Source organism: Pseudomonas sp. 2822-17, assembly GCF_002742485.1.
Classification (GTDB): Bacteria; Pseudomonadota; Gammaproteobacteria; order Pseudomonadales; family Pseudomonadaceae; genus Aquipseudomonas; species Aquipseudomonas cyclaminis.
In genome coordinates, this window is the sequence record NZ_LJRZ01000300.1 from 226,093 (window position 1) to 247,607 (window position 21,515).

Annotated in this window: 15 protein-coding genes; 5 read left to right on the forward strand and 10 right to left on the reverse strand. The window is 62.0% G+C overall.

The features are described from left to right. Positions 1–14: 14 nt before the first annotated feature. From AOA60_RS06630 to glnE, 8 genes are read right to left on the reverse strand one after another with little or no spacing between them, the layout of a single operon-like run. Positions 15–1,472 carry a lipopolysaccharide kinase InaA family protein gene (locus AOA60_RS06630; protein WP_099583724.1) on the reverse strand — a complete coding sequence of 486 codons (1,458 nt, stop codon included), beginning with the start codon at positions 1,470–1,472 and terminating at the stop codon, positions 15–17. Next, positions 1,472–2,224, reverse strand: a complete 753-nt coding sequence (locus AOA60_RS06635; protein ID WP_099583725.1) for a lipopolysaccharide kinase InaA family protein — start codon at positions 2,222–2,224, stop codon at positions 1,472–1,474. The genes AOA60_RS06630 and AOA60_RS06635 overlap by 1 nt, the downstream gene beginning before the upstream one ends. Beyond that, positions 2,221–2,955: a lipopolysaccharide kinase InaA family protein gene (locus AOA60_RS06640; RefSeq protein ID WP_099583726.1), complete on the reverse strand. Its 735-nt coding sequence runs from the start codon at positions 2,953–2,955 to the stop codon at positions 2,221–2,223. The genes AOA60_RS06635 and AOA60_RS06640 overlap by 4 nt, the downstream gene beginning before the upstream one ends. Continuing rightward, positions 2,955–3,761 carry a lipopolysaccharide core heptose(I) kinase RfaP gene (gene rfaP, locus AOA60_RS06645; protein WP_099583727.1) on the reverse strand — a complete coding sequence of 269 codons (807 nt, stop codon included), beginning with the start codon at positions 3,759–3,761 and terminating at the stop codon, positions 2,955–2,957. The genes AOA60_RS06640 and rfaP overlap by 1 nt, the downstream gene beginning before the upstream one ends. Next, positions 3,758–4,882, reverse strand: coding sequence for a glycosyltransferase family 4 protein (locus tag AOA60_RS06650; protein ID WP_099583728.1), 1,125 nt, complete (start codon positions 4,880–4,882; stop codon positions 3,758–3,760). Before AOA60_RS06650 ends, rfaP begins: the two co-directional genes overlap by 4 nt. Beyond that, the gene (waaC, locus tag AOA60_RS06655) at positions 4,882–5,943 is read right to left on the reverse strand and encodes a lipopolysaccharide heptosyltransferase I (RefSeq protein WP_099583729.1); all 1,062 of its coding nucleotides are present in this window, start codon (positions 5,941–5,943) and stop codon (positions 4,882–4,884) included. The genes AOA60_RS06650 and waaC overlap by 1 nt, the downstream gene beginning before the upstream one ends. A gap of 1 nt (position 5,944) precedes the next feature. After that, complete coding sequence (waaF, locus tag AOA60_RS06660; protein ID WP_099583730.1) at positions 5,945–6,979, reverse strand: lipopolysaccharide heptosyltransferase II; 1,035 nt, start codon at positions 6,977–6,979, stop codon at positions 5,945–5,947. Positions 6,980–7,033: 54 nt separating this feature from the next. Beyond that, on the reverse strand, positions 7,034–9,973 hold the full coding sequence (glnE, locus tag AOA60_RS06665) for a bifunctional [glutamate--ammonia ligase]-adenylyl-L-tyrosine phosphorylase/[glutamate--ammonia-ligase] adenylyltransferase (protein ID WP_099583731.1): 2,940 nt from the start codon (positions 9,971–9,973) through the stop codon (positions 7,034–7,036). A gap of 383 nt (positions 9,974–10,356) precedes the next feature. Here glnE and aceE point away from each other — a divergent pair, with 383 nt between their 5' ends. The 4 genes from aceE to msrA all read left to right on the forward strand — a co-directional run bounded on the left by aceE (position 10,357) and on the right by msrA (position 18,380). After that, entirely contained in the window at positions 10,357–13,002 is a 2,646-nt protein-coding gene (gene aceE, locus AOA60_RS06670; RefSeq protein ID WP_099583732.1) for a pyruvate dehydrogenase (acetyl-transferring), homodimeric type, read from the forward strand. A gap of 11 nt (positions 13,003–13,013) precedes the next feature. Next, the gene (gene aceF, locus AOA60_RS06675; protein ID WP_099583733.1) at positions 13,014–14,663 is read left to right on the forward strand and encodes a dihydrolipoyllysine-residue acetyltransferase; all 1,650 of its coding nucleotides are present in this window, start codon (positions 13,014–13,016) and stop codon (positions 14,661–14,663) included. Between the two features lie 303 nt (positions 14,664–14,966). Continuing rightward, positions 14,967–17,660, forward strand: a complete 2,694-nt coding sequence (locus AOA60_RS06680) for a bifunctional diguanylate cyclase/phosphodiesterase (protein ID WP_099583734.1) — start codon at positions 14,967–14,969, stop codon at positions 17,658–17,660. A gap of 72 nt (positions 17,661–17,732) precedes the next feature. After that, entirely contained in the window at positions 17,733–18,380 is a 648-nt protein-coding gene (gene msrA, locus AOA60_RS06685; RefSeq protein ID WP_099583735.1) for a peptide-methionine (S)-S-oxide reductase MsrA, read from the forward strand. A gap of 128 nt (positions 18,381–18,508) precedes the next feature. Here the strand turns inward: msrA and AOA60_RS06690 are convergent, their stop codons facing one another. After that, the gene (locus tag AOA60_RS06690) at positions 18,509–19,345 is read right to left on the reverse strand and encodes a 23S rRNA (adenine(2030)-N(6))-methyltransferase RlmJ (protein ID WP_016975658.1); all 837 of its coding nucleotides are present in this window, start codon (positions 19,343–19,345) and stop codon (positions 18,509–18,511) included. Positions 19,346–19,518: 173 nt separating this feature from the next. On the opposite strand from AOA60_RS06690, the gene AOA60_RS06695 reads away from it, so the two are divergent. Next, complete coding sequence (locus AOA60_RS06695; protein ID WP_099583736.1) at positions 19,519–20,796, forward strand: O-acetylhomoserine aminocarboxypropyltransferase/cysteine synthase family protein; 1,278 nt, start codon at positions 19,519–19,521, stop codon at positions 20,794–20,796. Here the strand turns inward: AOA60_RS06695 and AOA60_RS06700 are convergent. Further along, positions 20,782–21,507 carry a DUF4123 domain-containing protein gene (locus AOA60_RS06700; protein WP_099583737.1) on the reverse strand — a complete coding sequence of 242 codons (726 nt, stop codon included), beginning with the start codon at positions 21,505–21,507 and terminating at the stop codon, positions 20,782–20,784. The genes AOA60_RS06695 and AOA60_RS06700 overlap by 15 nt on opposite strands. Positions 21,508–21,515 lie beyond the last annotated feature (8 nt).

Genomic DNA, 21,515 nt, shown 5'->3' on the forward strand with positions numbered 1-21,515 from the left:
GCCCTCCCGCTCAGCTACAGAGGGCCACCAGTCAGAATCTCTTTGGGCAGTCGCTGATCAATCAGCTTGTACAGCGCGCTTTCCTGCGGCCAGTTACGCATAAACCGCGCGCGATCCCTGGCGAAGGCCGGGGCGAAGCTGGCGGCGGAGTTGTGTTGGCACATGGCATCGAGGTCGATGAGGGCCCAGTGGTCTTCGTGCCAGAACAGGTTATGGCCCTTGAAATCGCCATGGCTGATGCGTTCGCGGATCAGTTCGGCAAACAGTTTATCCAGCGCCACCAGCTCATTTTCCGGTGCGTCACCTTGCTCGATGTAAGGCGCGAAGCGCTCGATGATGTCCGGGCCCGGCAAGTATTCGGTGATCAGGTAGGCACGGCTGCGCAGCCATAAAAAGCGTTTTTCCAACACCGCCAGTGGCTTGGGCGTGGCGATCCCGAGGAACGCCAGGCGGTTGCCTTCGCGCCAGGAATGCCAGGCGCGGCTCGGGCGCCAGAAGCGCTTGAGCCAGTGGGCGAAACCCTTGATGTTGTAGCGCTTGATCACCAGCGGGCGACCGACCACTTCTACCTTGGCCACGCTCGCAGCACCACCGGTCTTGTACAGGTGGCCCTGGTCGAGCAGCGCATCGGCCTGTTCCAGCACCGGCAGCATCGCGGACTCTTCTTCGCGACGCATCGCGCGCAGGCCAAAGGCGCCTCGCTCCACGCTGAATAACGTGCATTCGCGGCCCACCTTGCTCAAAAAGTCTTTCAAGCGCCAGGCGCTGACCTTGCGCACCTGTTTTTCCAGGGCTTGCAGCGGCAAGGCGTGTTCGCCGTTGCTCAGCAGGTAATACACCAGCAGCTCTTCGGTAAACGGCTCAAGGTTTTTCGGCAACTGGGCGAAAAACACGCCCAGGTTCTCCAGCACGCGGTTACGCGACAACGGCTTGCCGGCCTCTTCGACGCGGATACCGGCGCCGTCGATCAGGTACAACTTGCCGCTTTGACGCAGCAGGTTGTCCAAGTGCAGATCTTCCTGCCACAACCCTTTGGCATGCATTTGCGCAATCGCGCCCAGCGCTTCGGCAAGCACGGCGGTTTGTTCGTCGGCCAATGGTGGCAGGCCTTCAACGGCATGCCAGGCATCGGCCAGGCTTTCGGCGCCTTCGATAAATTCGAATAACAGCCAGCCGCCCTCGCCTTCCTGCAGGCCATCGGCGAGCAACAACGGTGTAGTCAGGCCCTGTTGGGCCAGCAGGCGTACGCCAGCCAGTTCACGCTGAAAGTGCCGAGCGGCCTTGCCGCCCACCAATAACTTGGCCAGCACCGGGCGCCCGCGCCACACGGCTGCGCCCACGTAACGTTCGCCAGGCAACACGCGCAACAGGCTCAGCAGTTGCAACTGGCCGGGGCCTGCCGCATCCGCGAGGTCAAGAGTCAGGGGCAGGCTCGGTGTGCGGCCGGCGCTTTTCAGCTCGGACAGGCGCATCAGCGGTTCTCCTTGTGGCTACGCCGGGCCGTCAGGCGTTGCAGCCAGGTGGCGACCAGTGCGCTGTCTTCAGGCTGATCGAGGTAAGCCGCCAACAGTTGGCGCACCTGCGCGTCCGACCACTGCGGTGCACGGCGCAGCAACGGCTCCAGGTCCTTGACCCGATCACGCCAGCCGAACAGCAGCGGGCGGGTTTTCTCCAGGTCGATCAACTGCGCGGCGTAACCGTCGCCGGTCGCCTGCAGGAAAATATGCTTGGGGTAAAAGCAGCCATGCACCTGGCCGACGCTGTGCAACCGGCGCGCCAGTTGGCCGCACGCCAGCAGGATCGCGTGGTGCTGGGCGTCGCTCAGTTGCAGCCACTGCTCCAGCAATGAATCCAGGTCATTCCAGCCGTCGAGGGCACGGGTCAGCAGCATTGCACGGTGTTCACCGGCGACTTTGCGCTCGCCGTAAAACGCCGCCTGCAACGCCGGGATACCCAGCGCGCGGTAACGGCTGATATTGCGAAATTCGCGGGAGAAACTCGGCTCGCCCAACGGTCGGTGCAAGCTGCGCGTGAGGTAGTTGCTCTGGCGCTTGAGGTAATACCCGTGGCCATCGAGCTCCAGGCGAAACACGCTGCTCCAGCCGCCACGGCTGGTGTTGGGCTCATCCACCGCGTCCAGTTGCTTGGCCCACAGCGCGTCGAATGTCGCGAGGCCGTGGCGCTCCAGCAAGGCACGGTCTTCAGCCGCCAGGAAATCACTCATTCGCGTCCCTCGAAAAACTTCACTACGTGGCGGATCCGCCGCTTGTCCGAATCGCTCAGGTGCCGACACCCACGGTACTGCATGTAGAAACGCAGGCGCTGGGTGGCCGACAGGTGATACTTGGCCACCTTGTCCAGGCAGGCCAGGTCTTTGGTGATGCGGTACTTGAGCCAGAAACCGCGCCAGAAATCGCCGTTGGGGCAGTCGATCAGGTACAGGGTTTGCTGGTCGTCGATCAGCAGGTTGCGCCATTTCAAATCGTTATGGGTAAAGCGCTGGTCGTGCATCGTGCGCGTGTACTCGGCGAGCTGGCGGCTGACGACATCGACCCATTTGGGGTCGCGCAGGCGCGCATCTTGGCGCTCGGCCAGCACCGAAAGGTCTTCGGTATTGGGCAGCTCACGCGTGATCATCGCGCCACGGTCGTAGGCCAGGCCATTGCGCTCCAGGCCCCACGCGACCACATCGGCGGTGGGAATGCCCCACTTGGCGAAGCGCTTGAGGTTCTGCCATTCGGACTTGACCCGCGGCTTGCCCAGATAGCGCCGCAGGCCCTTGCCGGCACCGGTGTAGCGCTTGACGTAGTAATTGACCCCACCGCGCTCGACCCGGATCACTTCCGACAACGGGTCGCGGGTCAGCCGCTCACCTTGCAGGGCGAACACCGCTTCGAGGCTTCCAAAATCATCCGCCAGGGCGGCATAGGCAGGTTCCAGGTTCCAACCCGCCATCAGATCGCATCCCCGTAGCGTTGCTTGCGTGCGTAAAGCTTGTCGGCCTTGCGCTGCATCAGGCTCAAAGACGCCGATTGCTCGGTCAGGATCTGGCGCAGCGGCTGGCGGAAATAGCCCTTGAGGAAGCGCAACTTGTCGCGCCGGGTCAGGCCGATGTCCAACGCCGAGTAGTACAGCGCGGACAGGTCCTTGTCGCGCCAGCGCAGCGGCAGATGGGCACGCATCTGGGCGCGGTGCAGGTCGATCACCGAGAGCTTGATGTCGCGTGGGTCGATCGGCTTGGACGTGTCCAGCAGGAAGTGGCACAGGTAGCAGTCGCGATGGTTCACGCCGCCCCGGTGCATGTCGCCGACCATGCGCGCCAGCTCGGCGGTGAGCGCATGGCGCAAGGCCGGTGTTGGCGGCTCGGCGACCCAGTTGAGGGTCACGTCTTCGAGGCTGAGGGTCGGCGCCAGTTCTTCGGTGATGATGAACGAGTGCTGGTCCGCCGGGTTACTGCCTTTTTCGCCGAAGGCCACACCGGTCATGGTCGGTACGCCGATCTCCTGCAAGCGGTGGATGGCATCCCATTCCAGGCCCGCGCCCAGTACCGGCAGTTTGGCGGTGATCAGGTTCTTGAAGATTTCCGCCCAACCGATGCCCCGGTGGATTTTCACGAAATACGGCCGGCCATCCACCACCGTGCGCAACGTGCGACGCGCAGCCAGTTCACGGAATACCTGGCCTTCGAGCTTCTCGACTTCGGCGAAGGCATCACGCCCGGCCCATAACGTCTTGAACGGTTCGGCAAGAATCAACTTCATCGTTTTGGCTCCGCCAGAATCACATCCGCAGCGTGCTGCGGCATGCTATAGAGGTCGGCCGTCTCGGCGAAGGCCAACCCATTGCGGCCCCAGGCCGCGCGCTGTGCAGAATCGGTCAACATCCGCGCCAGGTACTGGTTGAGCTGAGCCTGCTCGAACGGCTCATCCAGCACCAGGCCACTGTCGGCTTCGGCGATGTAGTGGGCATAGCCACACACGGCAGAAACCAGCACCGGCAACCCGGCCACCACGGCTTCGAGCAACACGGTGCCGGTGTTTTCGTTGTACGCCGGATGGATCAGCAGCTCGGCGCCCAGCAGGAAGCGCGGAATATCGCTGCGGCCCTTGAGGAACTGCACATTGTCGCCCAGCCCCAAGGTAGCGCTTTGCAGCTGGAAGACTTTGGGGTCGTCCTGACCGATGACAAACAGGCGCGTGCGTTTCTTCAGCTCAGGCGGCAACGCGGCCAAGGCCTTGAGGCTGCGGTCGACGCCCTTGGTCTTGAAGCCGGAGCCGATCTGCACCAGCAACAGGTCGTCATCGCCAAGGTTGAATTCCTGGCGAAACCCTGCGCGGATTTCGGCCGCATTCGGCGGCGCGCGACGGTCCTGGGCAATCCCCGGCGGCAGCAGATGGAAGCGCTCCAGCGGGGTGTCGTAATGCTTGATGAACAGCGGCTGCTGCACTTCGGAGATCATCAGGACTTGCGTCTTGGCATCCTTGGCAAACACCGCACGCTCGTACTCGGCGAAGTGCTTGTAACGGCCAAAGCTGCGGTACAGCGAATGACGCAGGTTTTGCGCCTTGTCTTCGAAGCAGCCGTCGGCGGCGTAGTAAACGTCCAGGCCGGGCATCTTGTTGAAACCGATCAGGCGGTCCACGGGGCGCTTGGCCAGATCGGCCTCCATCCACGCACTGAGCTTCTCGTTGCGCTTATGGTTGAAGAACGCCTTGACCGGCGCCACCAGCACTTCGAAGCCGGGCGGGATGTCGCCTTCCCAGATCAGCGTGTAGACCCGAATCTGATGGCCGCGCTGCTGGCACTCCAGGGCGATGCGCATGAAGTCGCGCTGCAGGCCACCGAAGGGGAAGTATTTGTACAGAACAAAAGCCAGTTGCATCAGTGCAGCTCCTCAGCCAATAACAACGTGCTCAGCCGGCTTGCCACACGCTCAGGGTTCAGGCGCGTGAAGCACAGGGGCGACTCGCGCTTGATGTCGAACCGACGCAGGTCGTCGGCCGTGGGTTGATAAGTACATTGCTTTTGCAGGCACGGCGCGCACGACCAGTCGCTGCCGAGGTGAATCTGGCCCTTGCCGTAGGCGCCAGTCAGGCCGGGGTTGGTGGGGCCGAACAGGGAAATGGTCGGCACGTCCAACGCGGCAGCCAGGTGGCCGAGCCCCGTGTCCACCGCCACGCAGGCACGGGCGCCGGCCAAGACACGGGCGACGCCAGCCAGATTGAGCTTGGGCAGCACTTCGGCGTTGTTCAGGCCTTGGGCCAAACGCTCGGCGCGGGCTTTTTCGGCGGCGTTGCCCCACGGCAGCTTCACGTCCACGCCCAGGCGGCCCATGCGCTCGGCCAGCTCGCGCCAATAGGCTTCGGGCCAGTGCTTGGTGTCCCAGGTGGTGCCGTGCAGCAGCAGCACGAAGGGTTTTTTCGGCGGCAGGCCGAGCAGTTTTTCGGTGCTCAAGCCGTAATCGCCCAGGCCTTTGGGCAGGTCATAGCCCAGCGCCACGGCGAACAGCTGGCGCAGGCGCTCAACCGCGTGTTGCCCACGGGCCACGGCCAGACGACGCGAATAGAAGCGCGCCGCGATGGGTTCACGGGCAGAGTGCTTGTCGAAGCCCGCTACCGGCGCACGCACATAGCGGGTCAGCCAGGCACTTTTGAGCAGGCCTTGGGCGTCGATCACCAGGTCGTATTTGGTCGACTGGATCTGCTGCTTGAAACGCCGCCACTCACCGCTCTTGAGGGTCTGCCAGAGGTTCTTGCGCCAGCGGCGGATGGCCACCGGGATCACTTTGTCCACCGCCGGGTGCCAGGTGGGGATCTCGGCAAAGCCTTCTTCCACTACCCAGTCGAATCGAATGCCGGGGATCGCCCGCGCCGCGTCGGTGAGTGCCGGCAGCGCATGAATCACGTCGCCCAGGGATGAGGTCTTGATTACCAGTACCCGCAACTCAGTGAACCTCGACCGCAGTGCCCTGCAACCGCTGCAAAGCTTCGTTCACCGGCTGCGGCAGTAATTGGCGCATGCAGTTGTAGTGGCCGAAACGGCAGGTACGGTCAAAACACGGGCTGCACTCCAGGCCCAGGCGCACCACTTCGACCTTGTCGGCCAGGGGCGGGGTGAAACCTGGAGACGTCGAACCGTACACCGCCACCAACGGGCGGTTCAGCGCCGCCGCCACATGCATCAGGCCGGAGTCGTTGGACACCACCGAATCTGCGCAGGACAGCAGGTCAATCGCCTCGGCCAGCGACGTGTCGCCACTGAGGTTGACCGACTCTTCGCGCAGGCCGGGAATCAGGCGCTGGCGAATCTCTTCACCCACCGGGTGATCTTTTTTCGAACCGAACAACCACACCTGCCAGCCTTCGCGAATCTTCATCTCGGCGACTTTGGCGTAGTGCTCCGCCGGCCAGCGCTTGGACTCGCCAAACTCCGCGCCTGGGCACAGCGCCAACACCGGGCGGTCCAGGGTCAGGCCGAACTTGGTCAGGGCCGCGTCGCGGGTTACCGGGTCGATCTGCAGGCTCGGGCGCGGGTACGGCTTGGGCAGCTCCGCGCCAGGCTCATACGCCAATGCCATGAAGCGTTCGATCATCAGCGGGTAGCGCGCTTTATCCAATGTGCGCACATCGTTAAGCAGCACGTAGCGAAACTCGCCGCGCCAGCCGGTGCGTTTGGGGATGCCGGCAAAAAACGGCACCAGCGCCGATTTCAGCGAGTTGGGCAACAGGATCGCCTGGTCGTACTGGCCGGCCAGGGATTTGCCGATGCGACGACGGGTGGCAAGTTCCAGGGCGCCGTGGCCGAGCGGGAAGCTCAAGGCCTTGCGTACTTCGGGCATGCGCTCAAGGATCGGCCGGCTCCACTCAGGGGCGAGCACGTCGATCTGGCAGTCTGGATGGCGCTGGCGCAGGCACTGGAACAGTGTCTGTGCCATCACCATGTCACCAACCCAACTGGGCCCAACGATCAGAATATTCATGTAGTTTCCACAAACGATGCGGGGAGGCTTATGCCTCCCCGCCCTAATAGTGTTTCAGCTCAACCCCAGCGCCTGCCAGATGCGCATCACCTGTCGCCGTTCATCGGCGAACTGATCCCCCGCCACCGTACCGGCCTCGTTCTGCAAGGCCTGGCGATGTGCCGCGGAACGGTAGGCCTTATACACCTCGCGCAGTAGATGGGCATCGGCGGCGGGCATCAACCCCACCTGCTCCAGGCCTTCCAGAATGCGGATATTGTCGGTGTAGCGCAGCAACGACGGGTGCTGGGCAGACCACGCCAAAGCCGCGTATTGCACCATAAATTCAATATCGACGATACCTCCGGCGTCCTGCTTGAGGTCGAACACCGCAGCAGCGTCGAACGCATTGGCGCCGGTACCGGCCGTAGTGGCCTTGGTGCCCAGGTTGTCACGCATTTTCGCGCGCATCTCGCTGACCTCCTGGCGCAACTTCGCCAGGTCTCGTTCACGTCCCAACACTTTAGCCCGTACCTGCTCGAACGCACGCCCCACATCCTGGCTGCCCACCAGCACCCGCGCGCGGATCAGGGCCTGATGTTCCCAGGTCCATGCTTCATTTTGTTGATAGCGGTCAAATGCGCCAAGGGAACTCACCAGCAAGCCTGACGCACCGGAAGGCCGCAGGCGCATGTCCACTTCGTACAGTTGGCCGGAGTTGGTCTGGGTGGTCAGCAGGTGAATGATGCGCTGGCCCAGGCGCGTGAAGAACTGCGCGCCGTCAATCGGTTTGGCGCCATCGGTCTCGGCCTGCGGGTCGCCATCGTGGATAAACACCAGGTCCAGGTCCGAACCATGCCCCAATTCGATGCCGCCGACTTTCCCATAACCGACAATGATGAACCCAGGATCGCACAGGGTGCCGTCCAGCCGCTGCGGCGAGCCATGGCGCGCCACGGTCTGGCGCCAGGCCAGGGCCAGCACTTGTTCGAGGATGGCTTCGGCGAGCCAGGTCAGGTAGTCACTGACTTTCATCAACGGCAGGCTGCCGGCGATTTCCGAGGCGGCCACGCGCAGGCGGTGGGCGAGCTTGAAGTGACGCAGGGCTTCCATCTGCTGCTCAAGGTCGTCTTCGGGGATGCGCGTGAGGCGCTCGCGCAACTCAGCGGCGAGTTCCGGCGCCAAGGGCGGCTTGAACAGACGACCTTCGTTGAGCAACTCGTCCAGCAGCAGCGGGAAACGGGTGATCTGCTCGGCAATCCACGGGCTGGCCGCGCAAAGGGTCAGCAGGCGGCGCAGGGCATCGGGGTTCTCCGTGAGCAGTACCAGATAGGCGGAGCGGCGGGCGACGGCCTCCACCAGTGGCAACACGCGCTCCAGCACCAAGTCCGGATTGGCATGTTCGACGGCCTGGGCCAGCAGGCGTGGGATAAACGCATCCAGGCGCTCACGGCCGAGGCGCTGCATCGCACGTAACTGCGGGCTGCCGCGCAAACCCGCCAGGGCCTTGAGCGCCTTGGGTGCGTCAGTGAAACCGCCTTCGGTCAACTGGCGGCAGGCGGCGTCTTCATCTTGGGATTCTTCCCACAGTGGCAACCACTCACCGCCTACGACCAACTCGCTTTCTTCGCCCTCTTCTTCATCCGGGTCGGCAATCACCTGGCGGAAATGCCAGTCCACCCGGCCACGCCAGTACATCAGGCGCTCATGGAATGCGGCCCAGTCGGCAAAGCCCAGCATGAAAGCGATGCGCGCCTGGTCTTCCGGGGTGTTGGGCAGCATCTGGGTCTGGCGGTCGGCAATCGCCTGGATCGCGTGTTCGGTGTAACGCAGGAATTCGTAGCCATTGCGCAACTCGGCGATCACCGCCGGCGGCAGGTAACCCTGGCCTTCCAGCGTGCCGAGCACTTTGAGCAGCGGGCGCTGCTGCAGGCTCAAGTCGCGACCGCCGTGAATCAACTGAAACGCCTGGGCGATAAACTCCACCTCGCGGATGCCGCCAGAGCCCAGCTTGATGTTGTCGGCCATGCCTTTGCGCCGCACTTCCTGCTGGATCAACTGCTTCATGGTGCGCAGCGCTTCGATGGCGGAGAAGTCCAGGTAGCGGCGGTACACGAACGGTCGCAGCATATCGAGCAACTGCGCACCGGCCACCTGGTCGCCAGCGACTACACGCGCCTTGATCATGGCGTAGCGTTCCCAGTCGCGGCCCTGATCCTGGTAGTACTGCTCCAGCGCATTGAAGCTGAGCACCAGCGCACCCGCCGAACCGTAGGGACGCAAGCGCATATCGACGCGGAACACAAAACCGTCGACGGTCATTGGGTCGAGGGCCTTGATCAGTTTTTGACCAAGCCGAATGAAGAATTCCTGGTTATCCAGTGAACGCTTCACGCCCACCGTCTCGCCGCCTTCGGGGTAAGCAAAGATCAGGTCGATATCCGACGAGAGGTTCAACTCCACCGCGCCGAGCTTGCCCATGCCCAGGATGACCATGTGCTGCGGCTCGCCGCTGCGCCGGCCAGTGGGAGTACCGAACTGCACGCAGTGGCGCTGGTACAACCATTGATAGGCCTGGTCGATGCTGGCGTCGGCCATGTCGGAAAGATCACGGCAGGTCTGCACCAGATCCGCCTGGCGGGTCAGGTCGCGCCAGATAATCCGTACTTGCTGGCGCGTGCGCTGGCGACGCAAGACGCGGCCCAGTTCGTCTTCTGTTTCAGCCTGTTGCACAGCGCCTGCAATCTGCCCGCACAGCTCGCCCGGCGCAAAGCCGCGGTCCAGCTCGCCCCAGGCCGCCAGCTCCAGCAACATCAAAGGGTCACGAACACTCTGTTCAATCACGAAATCACTGGCGGCGCACACGCGGGTGAAGTCGGCCCAGCGTTGCGGCGTCCACTCAGAAAGGCCATGATCGTCGTCCAGCGCGGCCACTGCGTCACGAAATGACTGCTCGGCCCGCTGGGCAATTGAAAGGAGAATGGCCGGCAATTCGGCCAGCGTTGGAAGGCTCATGGTCTATCCTTGATCGGCGCGCAAATGGCTTGTAGTTGTGAACGCAAGCACGGCGCTCGATGAAGGACTGTCGAACAAAGGTTATAAATAGCTGAAAATTGATAATTTTTGGCAGGTAACATTAAGCTCATACCTTTTCTTGTTCGCAAAAGATCAACAATAACGATTATGCTCACCAGCCAGACCGAGCCATACGCTCAGTCTTGTGTAGTTTTACTACTCGTATATACATTCGAAAGGCTGAAATGGCCGACGATTTGTAGTAAAACTACAGGACGCCGAAGCAACCTTCGGCCATCCAAGAATTTATGTCGTCTGCCCACAAGGCCAGTCGCAAACTTCAGGCAACCGATTCTGGTAGCCTTTCCGCCCTGGAGCAAGCCATGCAAGACCTCGATCCCGTCGAAACCCAGGAATGGCTGGACGCCCTGGAATCGGTTCTCGACAAAGAAGGCGAAGACCGTGCTCACTACCTGATGACCCGTATGGGCGAACTCGCGACCCGCAGCGGCTCGCAGTTGCCTTACGCCATCACCACGCCATACCGCAACACCATCCCCGTTACCCACGAAGCACGCATGCCTGGCGACCTGTTCATGGAACGCCGCATTCGCTCGCTGGTACGTTGGAACGCCATGGCGATGGTAATGCGCACGAACTTGAAAGATTCGGACCTGGGCGGTCACATCTCCAGCTTCGCGTCCAGCGCAACCCTGTATGACATCGGCTTCAACTACTTCTTCCAGGCCCCGACCGACGAACACGGCGGCGACCTGATCTACTTCCAGGGCCACACCTCGCCAGGCGTCTACGCCCGTGCGTTCATGGAAGGTCGCATCACCGAAGACCAGATGAACAACTTCCGCCAGGAAGTGGACGGTGGCGGCTTGTCGTCCTACCCACACCCTTGGCTGATGCCTGATTTCTGGCAGTTCCCGACCGTTTCCATGGGTCTGGGTCCAATCCAGGCGATCTACCAGGCTCGCTTCATGAAGTACCTGGAAGCCCGTGGCTTCATTCCGGAAGGCAAGCAGAAAGTCTGGTGCTTCCTGGGCGACGGCGAGTGCGACGAGCCGGAATCCCTGGGCGCCATCTCCCTGGCCGGCCGCGAGAAGCTGGACAACCTGATCTTCGTCATCAACTGCAACCTGCAGCGCCTCGACGGCCCGGTTCGCGGCAACGGCAAGATCATCCAGGAACTCGAAGGCGTGTTCCGCGGTGCCCAGTGGAACGTGACCAAAGTCATCTGGGGCCGTTTCTGGGACCCTCTGCTGGCCAAGGACGTTGACGGCATCCTGCAACGTCGCATGGACGAAGTCATCGACGGCGAGTACCAGAACTACAAAGCCAAAGACGGCGCGTTCGTACGTGAACACTTCTTCAACACGCCTGAACTCAAGGCGATGGTTGCAGACCTGTCCGACGACGAGATCTGGAAACTCAACCGTGGCGGCCACGACCCGTACAAGGTCTACGCGGCATACCACGAAGCGGTGAACCACAAAGAACAACCGACCGTCATCCTAGCCAAGACCATCAAGGGTTATGGCACCGGTGCTGGCGAAGCGAAGAACACTGCGCACAACACCAAGAAGGTTGATGTTGAAAGCCTGAAGCTGTTCCGCGACCGCTTCGACATCCCGGTCAAGGACGAAGAGCTGGAAGACCTGCCGTTCTTCAAGCCAGAGCCAAACAGCGCCGAAGCCCGCTACCTGAGCGAGCGCCGCACTGCCCTGGGCGGTTTCGTACCCCAGCGCCGCGCCAACAGCTTCGCCGTACCGACTCCGGACCTGAGCACCCTCAAGGCCATCCTGGACGGCTCGGGCGACCGTGAAATCTCCACCACCATGGCCTTCGTGCGGATCCTCGCGCAGCTGGTCAAGGACAAGGACATCGGCCCGCGCATCGTCCCGATCATCCCGGACGAAGCCCGTACCTTCGGTATGGAAGGCATGTTCCGTCAGTTGGGCATCTACTCCTCCGTCGGCCAGCTCTACGAGCCAGTCGATAAAGATCAGGTGATGTTCTACAAGGAAGACAAGAAGGGCCAGATCCTCGAAGAAGGCATCAACGAAGCGGGCGCCATGAGCTCCTTCATCGCTGCCGGTACTTCGTACTCCAGCCACAACCAGCCAATGCTGCCGTTCTACATCTTCTACTCGATGTTCGGCTTCCAGCGCATTGGCGACCTGGCTTGGGCAGCAGGCGACAGCCGTACCCGTGGCTTCCTGATCGGCGGCACCGCCGGCCGCACCACGCTGAACGGCGAAGGCCTGCAACACGAAGACGGTCACAGCCACATCCTGGCTGCCACCATCCCGAACTGCCGCACCTTTGATCCAACCTACGGCTATGAGCTGGCGGTGATCATCCAGGACGGCATGAAGAAGATGACCGAAGAGCAGCAGGACGTTTTCTACTACATCACCGTGATGAACGAGTCCTACCAGCAGCCAGCCATGCCGGCCGGTGTCGAGGAAGGCATCATCAAGGGCATGTACCTGCTCGAAGAAGACACCAAGGAAGCAGCGCACCACGTGCAACTGATGGGCTCCGGCACCATCCTGCGCGAAGTGCGTGAAGCGGCGAAGATCCTGCGTGACGAGTTCAACGTCGGCGCCGACGTATGGAGCGTTACCAGCTTCAACGAACTGCGTCGCGACGGCCTGGCCGTAGAGCGCAGCAACCGCCTGCACCCTGGCCAGAAGCCAGCGAAGAGCTACGTCGAAGAGTGCCTGGCTGGCCGTAAGGGTCCAGTCATTGCCTCTACCGACTACATGAAACTGTTTGCTGAACAAATTCGCCAGTGGGTCCCGTCCAAGGAATTCAAAGTCCTGGGCACCGACGGTTTCGGCCGTAGTGACAGCCGCAAGAAGCTGCGTCACTTCTTCGAAGTCGACCGTCACTTCGTGGTGTTGGCAGCCCTGGAAGCCTTGGCTGACCGTGGTGAGATCGAACCAAAGGTAGTGGCTGACGCTATCGTCAAGTTCGGGATCAACCCGGAAAAACGCAACCCACTGGACTGCTGAGGAGATTTTTTGTGAGCGAACTCATTCGCGTACCTGACATCGGCAGCGGTGAAGGTGAAGTAATCGAGCTGTTTGTGAAGGTCGGCGACAAAGTCGAAGCCGACCAGAGCATCCTGACCCTGGAATCGGACAAGGCGAGCATGGAAATCCCTGCTCCCAAGGCCGGCGTGGTCAAGAGCCTGAAAGTGAAGCTGGGCGACCGCCTGAAAGAAGGCGACGAACTGCTCGAACTGGAAATCGAAGGTGCCGCTGATGCGGCCCCTGCGGCTGCCCCGGCTGCCGCTGCTGCCCCCGCACCTGCCGCTGAAAAGCCTGCCGCTGCTGCCGAGGCCCCAGCGGCACCGGCTGCTGCACCGGCCGCTGCCTCTGTTCAGGACATTCATGTTCCGGACATCGGCTCGTCGGGCAAGGCCAAGATCATCGAGTTGCTGGTCAAGGTCGGCGACACCGTCGAAGCCGACCAGTCGCTGATCACCCTGGAGTCCGACAAGGCCTCCATGGAAATCCCTTCGCCGGCTGCCGGCGTGGTGGAAAGCATCGCAGTCAAGCTGGAAGACGAAGTCGGTACCGGTGACTTCATCCTCAAGCTGAAAGTACAAGGCGCCGCACCGGCTGCCGCTCCAGCACCTGCCGCTGCTCCGGCTGCAGCAAAAGCTGAAGCTGCACCGGCCGCCGCCCCTGCACCTGCTGCAAAAGCCGAGGCCGCACCGGCCCCTGCTGTTGCCGCACCTGCGCCAAGCGGCGCCAAGGTTCACGCCGGCCCGGCGGTACGCCAACTGGCCCGTGAATTCGGCGTCGAGCTGAACGCCGTATCGGCCACTGGCCCACACGGCCGTGTGCTGAAGGAAGACGTGCAGGTTTACGTCAAGGCCATGATGCAGAAAGCCAAGGAAGCTCCGGCTGCCGGCGCTGCTACCGGCGGCGCAGGCATTCCACCGATTCCGGTCGTGGACTTCAGCCGCTTCGGCGAGACCGAAGAAGTGCCGATGACCCGCCTGATGCAAATCGGCGCGTCGAGCCTGCACCGCAGCTGGCTGAACATCCCGCACGTGACTCAGTTCGACCAGGCCGACATCACCGACCTTGAAGCTTTCCGCGTTGCGCAGAAAGCCGTGGCCGAGAAGGCTGGCGTGAAACTGACCGTGCTGCCGCTGCTGCTCAAGGCCTGTGCACACCTGCTCAAGGAACTGCCGGACTTCAACAGCTCGCTGGCGCCAAGCGGCAAGGCGATCATTCGCAAGAAATACGTGAACGTCGGCTTCGCGGTAGACACTCCTGACGGCCTGCTGGTACCGGTCATCAAGAACGTCGACCAGAAGAGCCTGCTGCAACTCGCTGCCGAAGCGGCTGCGCTGGCTGCCAAGGCCCGCGACAAGAAGCTGACCGCAGACGACATGCAAGGCGCCTGCTTCACCATCTCCAGCCTCGGTCACATTGGCGGCACTGGCTTCACGCCAATCGTCAACGCGCCGGAAGTGGCGATCCTGGGTGTTTCCAAGGCCACCATCCAGCCAGTCTGGGACGGTAAAGCGTTCCAGCCGAAGCTGATGCTGCCACTGTCGCTGTCCTACGATCACCGTGTGATCAACGGCGCGGCCGCTGCACGCTTTACCCAGCGTCTGAGCCAGCTGTTGAATGACATCCGTACTATCTTGCTGTAAGTCTCTACGGGCCTCCCCTTTACCGGGGAGGCCTGGTTGCACCGATTTCCGAGCGCCACGCTCGTACCTCAACCCCGTCAATTTGGCGGGGCTTTTTTTGCTTTTTTGTACAGACAGAACAGGGTTGTACACCTTCTGTCAGCGCGCCTACAGAAATCAGCCGTCCGGCCGATAACCCACTTATAGCACTTAGCCTTCATCCTCTCTTGTCAGTCTGTGCTGCATGATGCAACCTTGCCACAGGCAGTAGAAAAGAGGGCGTGAGCCCGGCGCCGTGCGCGTTATTTGAAGTGAGTTCCCCCCATGAAAAGCCAACCCGATGTCGCCCGTATGGCGGCCGAGGTAGTGACGCAGTTACCGGTGCCTTCGCGCCTCGGTATGCTGCGTTTCGAGCGGCTTAATGAGGCTAGCTGGACCCTCCTGTACCTCGACCCCAATTGCGAGCGCCAATTCGGCCTGCCGGCGGTTGAGTTGTGCGCCCTGCTCGGCACGCCCTATGCCAGCCTGATGGAACCCCAGGCCCGCTATCAACTGCACGACACCATCCAGCAGCAACTGACCCAGAGCCCTCACTACCTGGTGCGCTACACCCTGCACACCAACGACGGCCCCCTGAGCCTGCTGGAAATGGGCGAGGCCTACAAACAACACAATCGTCACCTGCTGCGCGGCTACCTGATGGTGGTCGATGGCCTGTTCAGCGAACTGCCCTTGCTCCTTCCGACCGAAGACCTGGAAAGCCAGAACAGCCGCCTGCAAATCGCCCTGGAGCTCAACCAACGCGCCCAGCAGGAGCAACTGCAGCATCTGGAACGCGTGCGCGCCCAACAGGAGCTGATCCTGCTACTGGCGCGCCAGCGCTACACCGTCAACAATTCGTTGCAGGAAGCCGCCGAGCTGATCACGCGCAGCGCCTGCGATATCTACCAGATCGACTGCGCCAGCATCTGGAACCTTGAAGGCCAGCGCCTGGTGCCCATCTCGGCTTACCACCGCGACGATCAACAGCACCATCTGCCCGAGCCCATCGATGCCAGTTGCTTCCCGGATTATCTGGAAGCCTTGCACAGCAGCCGCGCCATCGACGCCACCAACGCCATGCGCGACCCGCGCACCCGCGAGATGGCCGAGAACCTGCGCCATAGAGACATCCACGCCATGCTCGATGCGAGCATCCGCGTCGACGGCCAGGTGGTCGGCGTATTGTGCCTGGAGCAGTGCGGCAGCCCGCGTGACTGGCAGGCTGACGAAATCGCCTTCGCCGGCGAGCTCGCGGACCAGTTTGCGCAAGTGATCAACAACCACAACCGCCGCACCGCCACCAGCGCCCTGCACCTGTTCCAGCGGGCCGTGGAGCAAAGTGCCAACGCCTTTCTGCTGGTCAACTGCGACGGCGTGGTGGAGTACGTCAACCCGAGCTTTACCGCGATCACCCAGTACAGCGCCGAAGAAGTCCACGGCCACCGCCTGGCGCAACTGCCCGCGCTGGAAAACCTCAGCGAATTGCTGTTCGACGCGCCGTCGAGCCTGGCCAAGAGCAACAGCTGGCAGGGCGAATTCAAGAGCCGGCGCAAGAACCTCGAACCCTACTGGGGCCAGTTGTCGATTTCCAAGGTGTATGGCGATAACCGTGAGCTGACGCACTACATCGGCATCTACGAAGACATCACCCAGACCAAGCTGGCCCAGCAGCGCATCGAGCGCCTGGCGTACACCGACAACCTGACCAACCTGGGCAACCGCCCGGCGTTTATCCGCAACCTCGACGAACGCTTTGCCCGCGACAGCGACAGCCCGATCAGCCTGCTGCTGGTGGACATCGACAACTTCAAGCGCATCAACGACAGCCTCGGCCACCAGACCGGCGACAAGCTGCTGATCAGCCTGGCCCGACGCCTGCGCAACAGCCTGAGCGCCGGCGGCAGCCTGGCGCGCTTTGCCAGTAACGAGTTCGCGGTGCTGCTCGACGACACCGACCTGGAGAGCGGCCAGCAGGTTGCCAGCCAACTGTTGGCGACCCTCGATAAACCCATGTTCGTCGACAACCAATTGATCAGCGTCACCGGCTCCGTAGGCCTGGCCTGCGCGCCGCTGCATGGCCGCGACCCGCAGACCCTGATGCGCAACGCCGGCCTGGCCCTGCACAAGGCCAAGGCCAACGGCAAACACCAGGTGCAGGTGTTTACCGAAGCGCTGAACGCCGAGGCCAGCTACAAGCTGTTCGTGGAAAACAACCTGCGCCGCGCCCTGACCCAGAATGAATTGGATGTGTTCTACCAACCCAAGCTGTGCCTGCGCAGCGGCCGCTTGCTGGGTATGGAGGCGCTGCTGCGCTGGAACCACCCGGAAAAGGGCATGATCCGCCCCGATCAGTTCATCAGCGTGGCCGAAGAGACCGGGCTGATCATCCCCATCGGCAAATGGATCGCGCGCCAGGCCTGCCGCATGAGCAAGCAACTGAGCGCCGCCGGCATGGGCAACCTGCAGGTGGCGATCAACCTGTCACCCAAGCAGTTCTCCGACCCGGACCTGGTGGCGTCGATTGCCACCATCCTCAAGGAAGAAGAGCTCCCGGCCAACCTGCTGGAGCTGGAGCTGACCGAAGGCCTGCTGCTGGAAGCCACCGAAGACACGCGCCTGCAACTGGACCAGTTGAAGAGTTTCGGCCTGACCCTGGCCATGGACGACTTCGGCACCGGTTACTCATCGCTGAGTTACCTGAAAAAATTCCCCATCGACATCATCAAGATCGATCGCAGCTTTATCCACGAAATCCCGGACAACCAGGACGACATGGAAATCACCTCCGCCGTGATCGCAATGGCTCACAACCTCAAGCTCAAGGTCGTGGCCGAAGGCATCGAGACCGCCGAGCAACTGGCGTTCCTGCGCCGCCATCGCTGCGACGTTGGCCAGGGCTACCTGTTCGACCGGCCCATCCCCGGCGCAGAGCTGCTTGAGATGCTCAAACGCTACCCGCGCGGGCCAATCGCCTGACAGCGCGGTAACACTCGGGCACACTGGCTGTCTGAATTCTTACCTTACTCAATCTGACTGAGAGGACTGATCATGGTCTTGCGCTCGGAAATCCTGGTGAACAAAAACGTGCTGCCTACTCAAGAACAAGCGTTGCCTGGTCGTGAAACCCCGATGAACTTGCCGGAGACGCACTTCGTCAACGGCAACCCGCTGCTGGGCCCATTCATGGACGACGTCGGCTTCGCGATCTTCGGCCTGGGTTGCTTCTGGGGCGCGGAGCGCAAGTTCTGGCAGCGCGATGGCGTGGTCAGCACGGTGGTCGGTTACGCGGGCGGCTTTACGCCGAACCCGACTTACGAAGAAGTCTGTTCGGGGCTGACCGGCCATAGCGAAGTGGTGCTGGTGGTGTATGACCAGGCCAAAGTGAAATACGAAGACCTGTTGAAGATGTTCTGGGAATTGCACAACCCGACTCAGGGCATGCGCCAGGGTAACGACATCGGCAGCCAGTATCGGTCGGTGATCTATGCGACCACGCCGGAGCAATTGGCGGCGGCAAAGGCCAGCGCCGAGGCGTATCAGGCTGAACTGACCAAAGCGGGCCTTGGTGTGATTACCACCGAGATCGACGAGGCGCCAACGGTGTACTTCGCCGAGACGTATCACCAACAGTACCTGGCGAAGAATCCCCAGGGTTACTGCGGGATCGGCGGCACTGGCGTGACTTGCCCGATCTAAGATCGACATGAATCAAAATGTGGGAGGGGGCTTGCCCCCGATGGCGGAGTATCAGTCAGTACATCTGTAGCTGACCCACCGCTATCGGGGGCAAGCCCCCTCCCACATTGGTTTAGCGCCAGACTTGGTTACTCGGCAATAAGCCAATCCATCTGCCACCCACCCTGGGTCTGGCCAAGTTTCTTGGACAGCCACGGCAGCAGTTCGCGCAACTCTTCTTCCAAGCCCCACGGCGGGTTGGCAATCGCCAGGCCCGAACCCGTCAGGGTGTTGGGCGTGTCCAGCGGATGCACCAGCAACTCCACACGCAGCAGCTTCGGCGCGCCGGTGCCGGCCAGGTCTTGGTAGAAGCGGCGCAACATGCGCTGATCTTTCACCGGGTACCAGATCGCCGCGACGGTCTGGCGCATGCGGCTGACGGCTTCCTTGAGGGAAGCGGCGCAGCGTTGCATCTCGTCGAGTTTTTCAAACGGCGGGTCGATCAGCATCAGCGCGCGTTTTTCCGGCACGGGCAGCAAGGCGCGCGGTACATGCCAGCCTTCGCCCAAGTGCACTTTGACCCGGCGATCACCCTTCATGTTGTCCTTGAGCAGCACGCCGTCTTCCGGGTGCTTTTCATTGAGCAGCACGCGGTCCTGTGGGCGCGTCAGGCGCCGTGCCAGTTCCGGCGAGCCTGGGTAGTAGCGCAACTGACCGTCCGGGTTCATCTCGTGCAGCACGCGCATGTAATCGGCTGTCAGCGGCGGCAGATCGCTTTCGCCCCACAGGCGCGCGATGCCTTCCAGGTACTCACCGGTGCGGTTGGCCTGATCGCCTTGCAAATCGTACAGACCAATCCCGGCGTGGGTGTCGAGGTAGGCGAACGGCTGCTCCTTGCGCGACATCAGGGCGATGAGGCGGGTCAAGGTCAGGTGTTTGAAGACATCGGCGTGGTTGCCGGCGTGAAAGGCGTGACGATAATTCATGGTTGCTCCTGCGCAGGGGGCGAAGTTTACCTTCTACGAGGGCAAAGGTGCAGGGCGGCGTGCCGGGCGGTGCTTATGCCCTAATGCCAGGACGCGAGCTGAAAAAAATCTAATGGCTGGCCCAGGGCGGATTTATTGTGGCGATCCACTATCCAGGGAGGTCAATAACAATCATGAAAGACGCCACCATCGCACTGCACCACGCCTTCAAGTCGGATCCGACCACCAAGGCCGTCGCCGTGCCGATCTACCAGAACGTCGCATTCGAATTCGATAACGCCCAGCACGGTGCCGACCTGTTCAATCTGGACGTGCCCGGCAATATCTACACACGCATCATGAACCCCACCAATGATGTGCTGGAGCAACGCATCTCCGCCCTCGAAGGGGGTATCGCGGCGCTGGTCGTATCGGCCGGCAGCGCGGCCATTCACTACGCGATCCAGACCCTCACCCGCGCCGGCGACAACATCGTCACCACCCCGCAGCTCTACGGCGGCACCTACACGCTGTTCGCCCATTTGCTGCCGAGCTTTGGCGTCGACGTACGTTTCGCCCGCGACGACAGTGCCGCTGCCATCGCCGAATTGATCGATGACAACACTAAGCTGGTGTATTGCGAAAGCATCGGCAACCCGGCGGGCAATATCATCGACATCGAAGCCCTGGCGGACGTCGCCCATGCCCGTGGTATGCCGCTGATGGTGGATAACACCGTGGCCACGCCCATCCTGTGCAAGCCGATCCAGTTCGGCGCCGACATCGTTGTGCACTCGCTGACCAAATACATCGGCGGCCACGGCAACTCCCTGGGCGGTGCGATCGTTGACAGCGGCACCTTCCCCTGGACCCAATACCCGGAAAAATTCCCCGGCCTCAACCAGCCCGAGCCGGCTTACCACGGCGTGGTCTACACCGAAAAATTCGGCCCCGCCGCCTTCATCGCCCGCGCCCGCACTGTGCCGTTGCGTAACACCGGCGCAGCCCTGGCGCCGATGAACGCCTTCCTGCTGCTGCAAGGCTTGGAAACCCTGGCCCTGCGCATGGAGCGTCATACGGAAAACGCCCTCAAGGTCGCGCAGTTCCTGCAAGGCCATGCCGATGTCGAATGGGTCAGCTATGCGGGGCTGCCGGATCACCCCCATCACGCATTGGCGCACAAATACCTGCAAGGCAAACCCTCGGCGATCCTGTCCTTCGGCCTGAAGGGCGGGTACGCAGCAGGTGTACGCTTCTACGATGCGCTGCAAATTTTCAAGCGCCTGGTGAATATCGGTGACGCCAAGTCCCTGGCCTGCCACCCCGCGTCCACCACCCATCGACAGATGAACGAACAGGAACAGGCCAAGGCTGGTGTGAAGCCGGAGATGATTCGCCTGTCAGTGGGCATCGAAGCGATTGAAGACTTGATCGACGACCTGCAACAGGCGCTGGGCTCAACTCAACTCTAAGGCCAGGTAATCGGTGAGCACCTCATGGCTGATATCCGGCCGACGGGCACAGTAGGCGACCTTGTGCTGCAAGGTCGCCGGTGTGAACGCGGTGTACAGGTCGGGGCGCTGCTCTTGCAGCCATTGCAGCAGGTTGTCGATCAGGGTTTGCGGTGATTGCCCTGCCAAGTGCGCCTGCAGCGCTGCTGGGACTCGCCACCAAGGGCTGGCCTTGGCCTCGGTCGCTGGCCCCGTTGCAACCGTGAGCGGTTGGCCATTGATCAGGTACCGCTGAAAAACCGGCAACACGCTTGCCGCCTCATCACCCAAGCCCTGCAACATCGGCAGAAACTGGGTGCCATCCCAGAATCGCAAAAACACCTCCGGGCCGTCCGGCAGGTAGACCTTGGTCAAGCTTTGCAGGTGCGCGAGCACGGGTTCCAGCGAACTGGACGACACCGCCAGCCAACCCCAATCCGGGGCTTCAGTGGTTGCCACCCATTCGAGGAATGCACTGTCAGGCGAGACAATGCCTACGTAAGGCATGACCTCCTCCCATTCTGCGTAAGCCGTGCCAGCCCAGATGGGTTGGGGCAGCATTCCAGCTGCGGTGGTTCGCCAGGCGGCAAGCGGCTTGGCGTCGCTGGCAGCGCTCAACACCACGAAGAGCTGCTCATTCGCAAGCAAAGGAGCCTGTGCCAGCCAGGCGCTGGGAGCCAACCGTTCAGACATGGGGATAA

Coding starts and splice junctions, on each gene's coding strand:
- AOA60_RS06630 (WP_099583724.1), bottom strand. CDS start 1,472: ATGCGCCTGTCCGAGCTGAAAAGCGCCGGCCGCACACCGAGCCTGCCC.
- AOA60_RS06635 (WP_099583725.1), bottom strand. CDS start 2,224: ATGAGTGATTTCCTGGCGGCTGAAGACCGTGCCTTGCTGGAGCGCCAC.
- AOA60_RS06640 (WP_099583726.1), bottom strand. CDS start 2,955: ATGGCGGGTTGGAACCTGGAACCTGCCTATGCCGCCCTGGCGGATGAT.
- rfaP (WP_099583727.1), bottom strand. CDS start 3,761: ATGAAGTTGATTCTTGCCGAACCGTTCAAGACGTTATGGGCCGGGCGT.
- AOA60_RS06650 (WP_099583728.1), bottom strand. CDS start 4,882: ATGCAACTGGCTTTTGTTCTGTACAAATACTTCCCCTTCGGTGGCCTG.
- waaF (WP_099583730.1), bottom strand. CDS start 6,979: ATGAATATTCTGATCGTTGGGCCCAGTTGGGTTGGTGACATGGTGATG.
- glnE (WP_099583731.1), bottom strand. CDS start 9,973: ATGAGCCTTCCAACGCTGGCCGAATTGCCGGCCATTCTCCTTTCAATT.
- aceE (WP_099583732.1), top strand. CDS start 10,357: ATGCAAGACCTCGATCCCGTCGAAACCCAGGAATGGCTGGACGCCCTG.
- AOA60_RS06680 (WP_099583734.1), top strand. CDS start 14,967: ATGAAAAGCCAACCCGATGTCGCCCGTATGGCGGCCGAGGTAGTGACG.
- msrA (WP_099583735.1), top strand. CDS start 17,733: ATGGTCTTGCGCTCGGAAATCCTGGTGAACAAAAACGTGCTGCCTACT.
- AOA60_RS06690 (WP_016975658.1), bottom strand. CDS start 19,345: ATGAATTATCGTCACGCCTTTCACGCCGGCAACCACGCCGATGTCTTC.
- AOA60_RS06695 (WP_099583736.1), top strand. CDS start 19,519: ATGAAAGACGCCACCATCGCACTGCACCACGCCTTCAAGTCGGATCCG.
- AOA60_RS06700 (WP_099583737.1), bottom strand. CDS start 21,507: ATGTCTGAACGGTTGGCTCCCAGCGCCTGGCTGGCACAGGCTCCTTTG.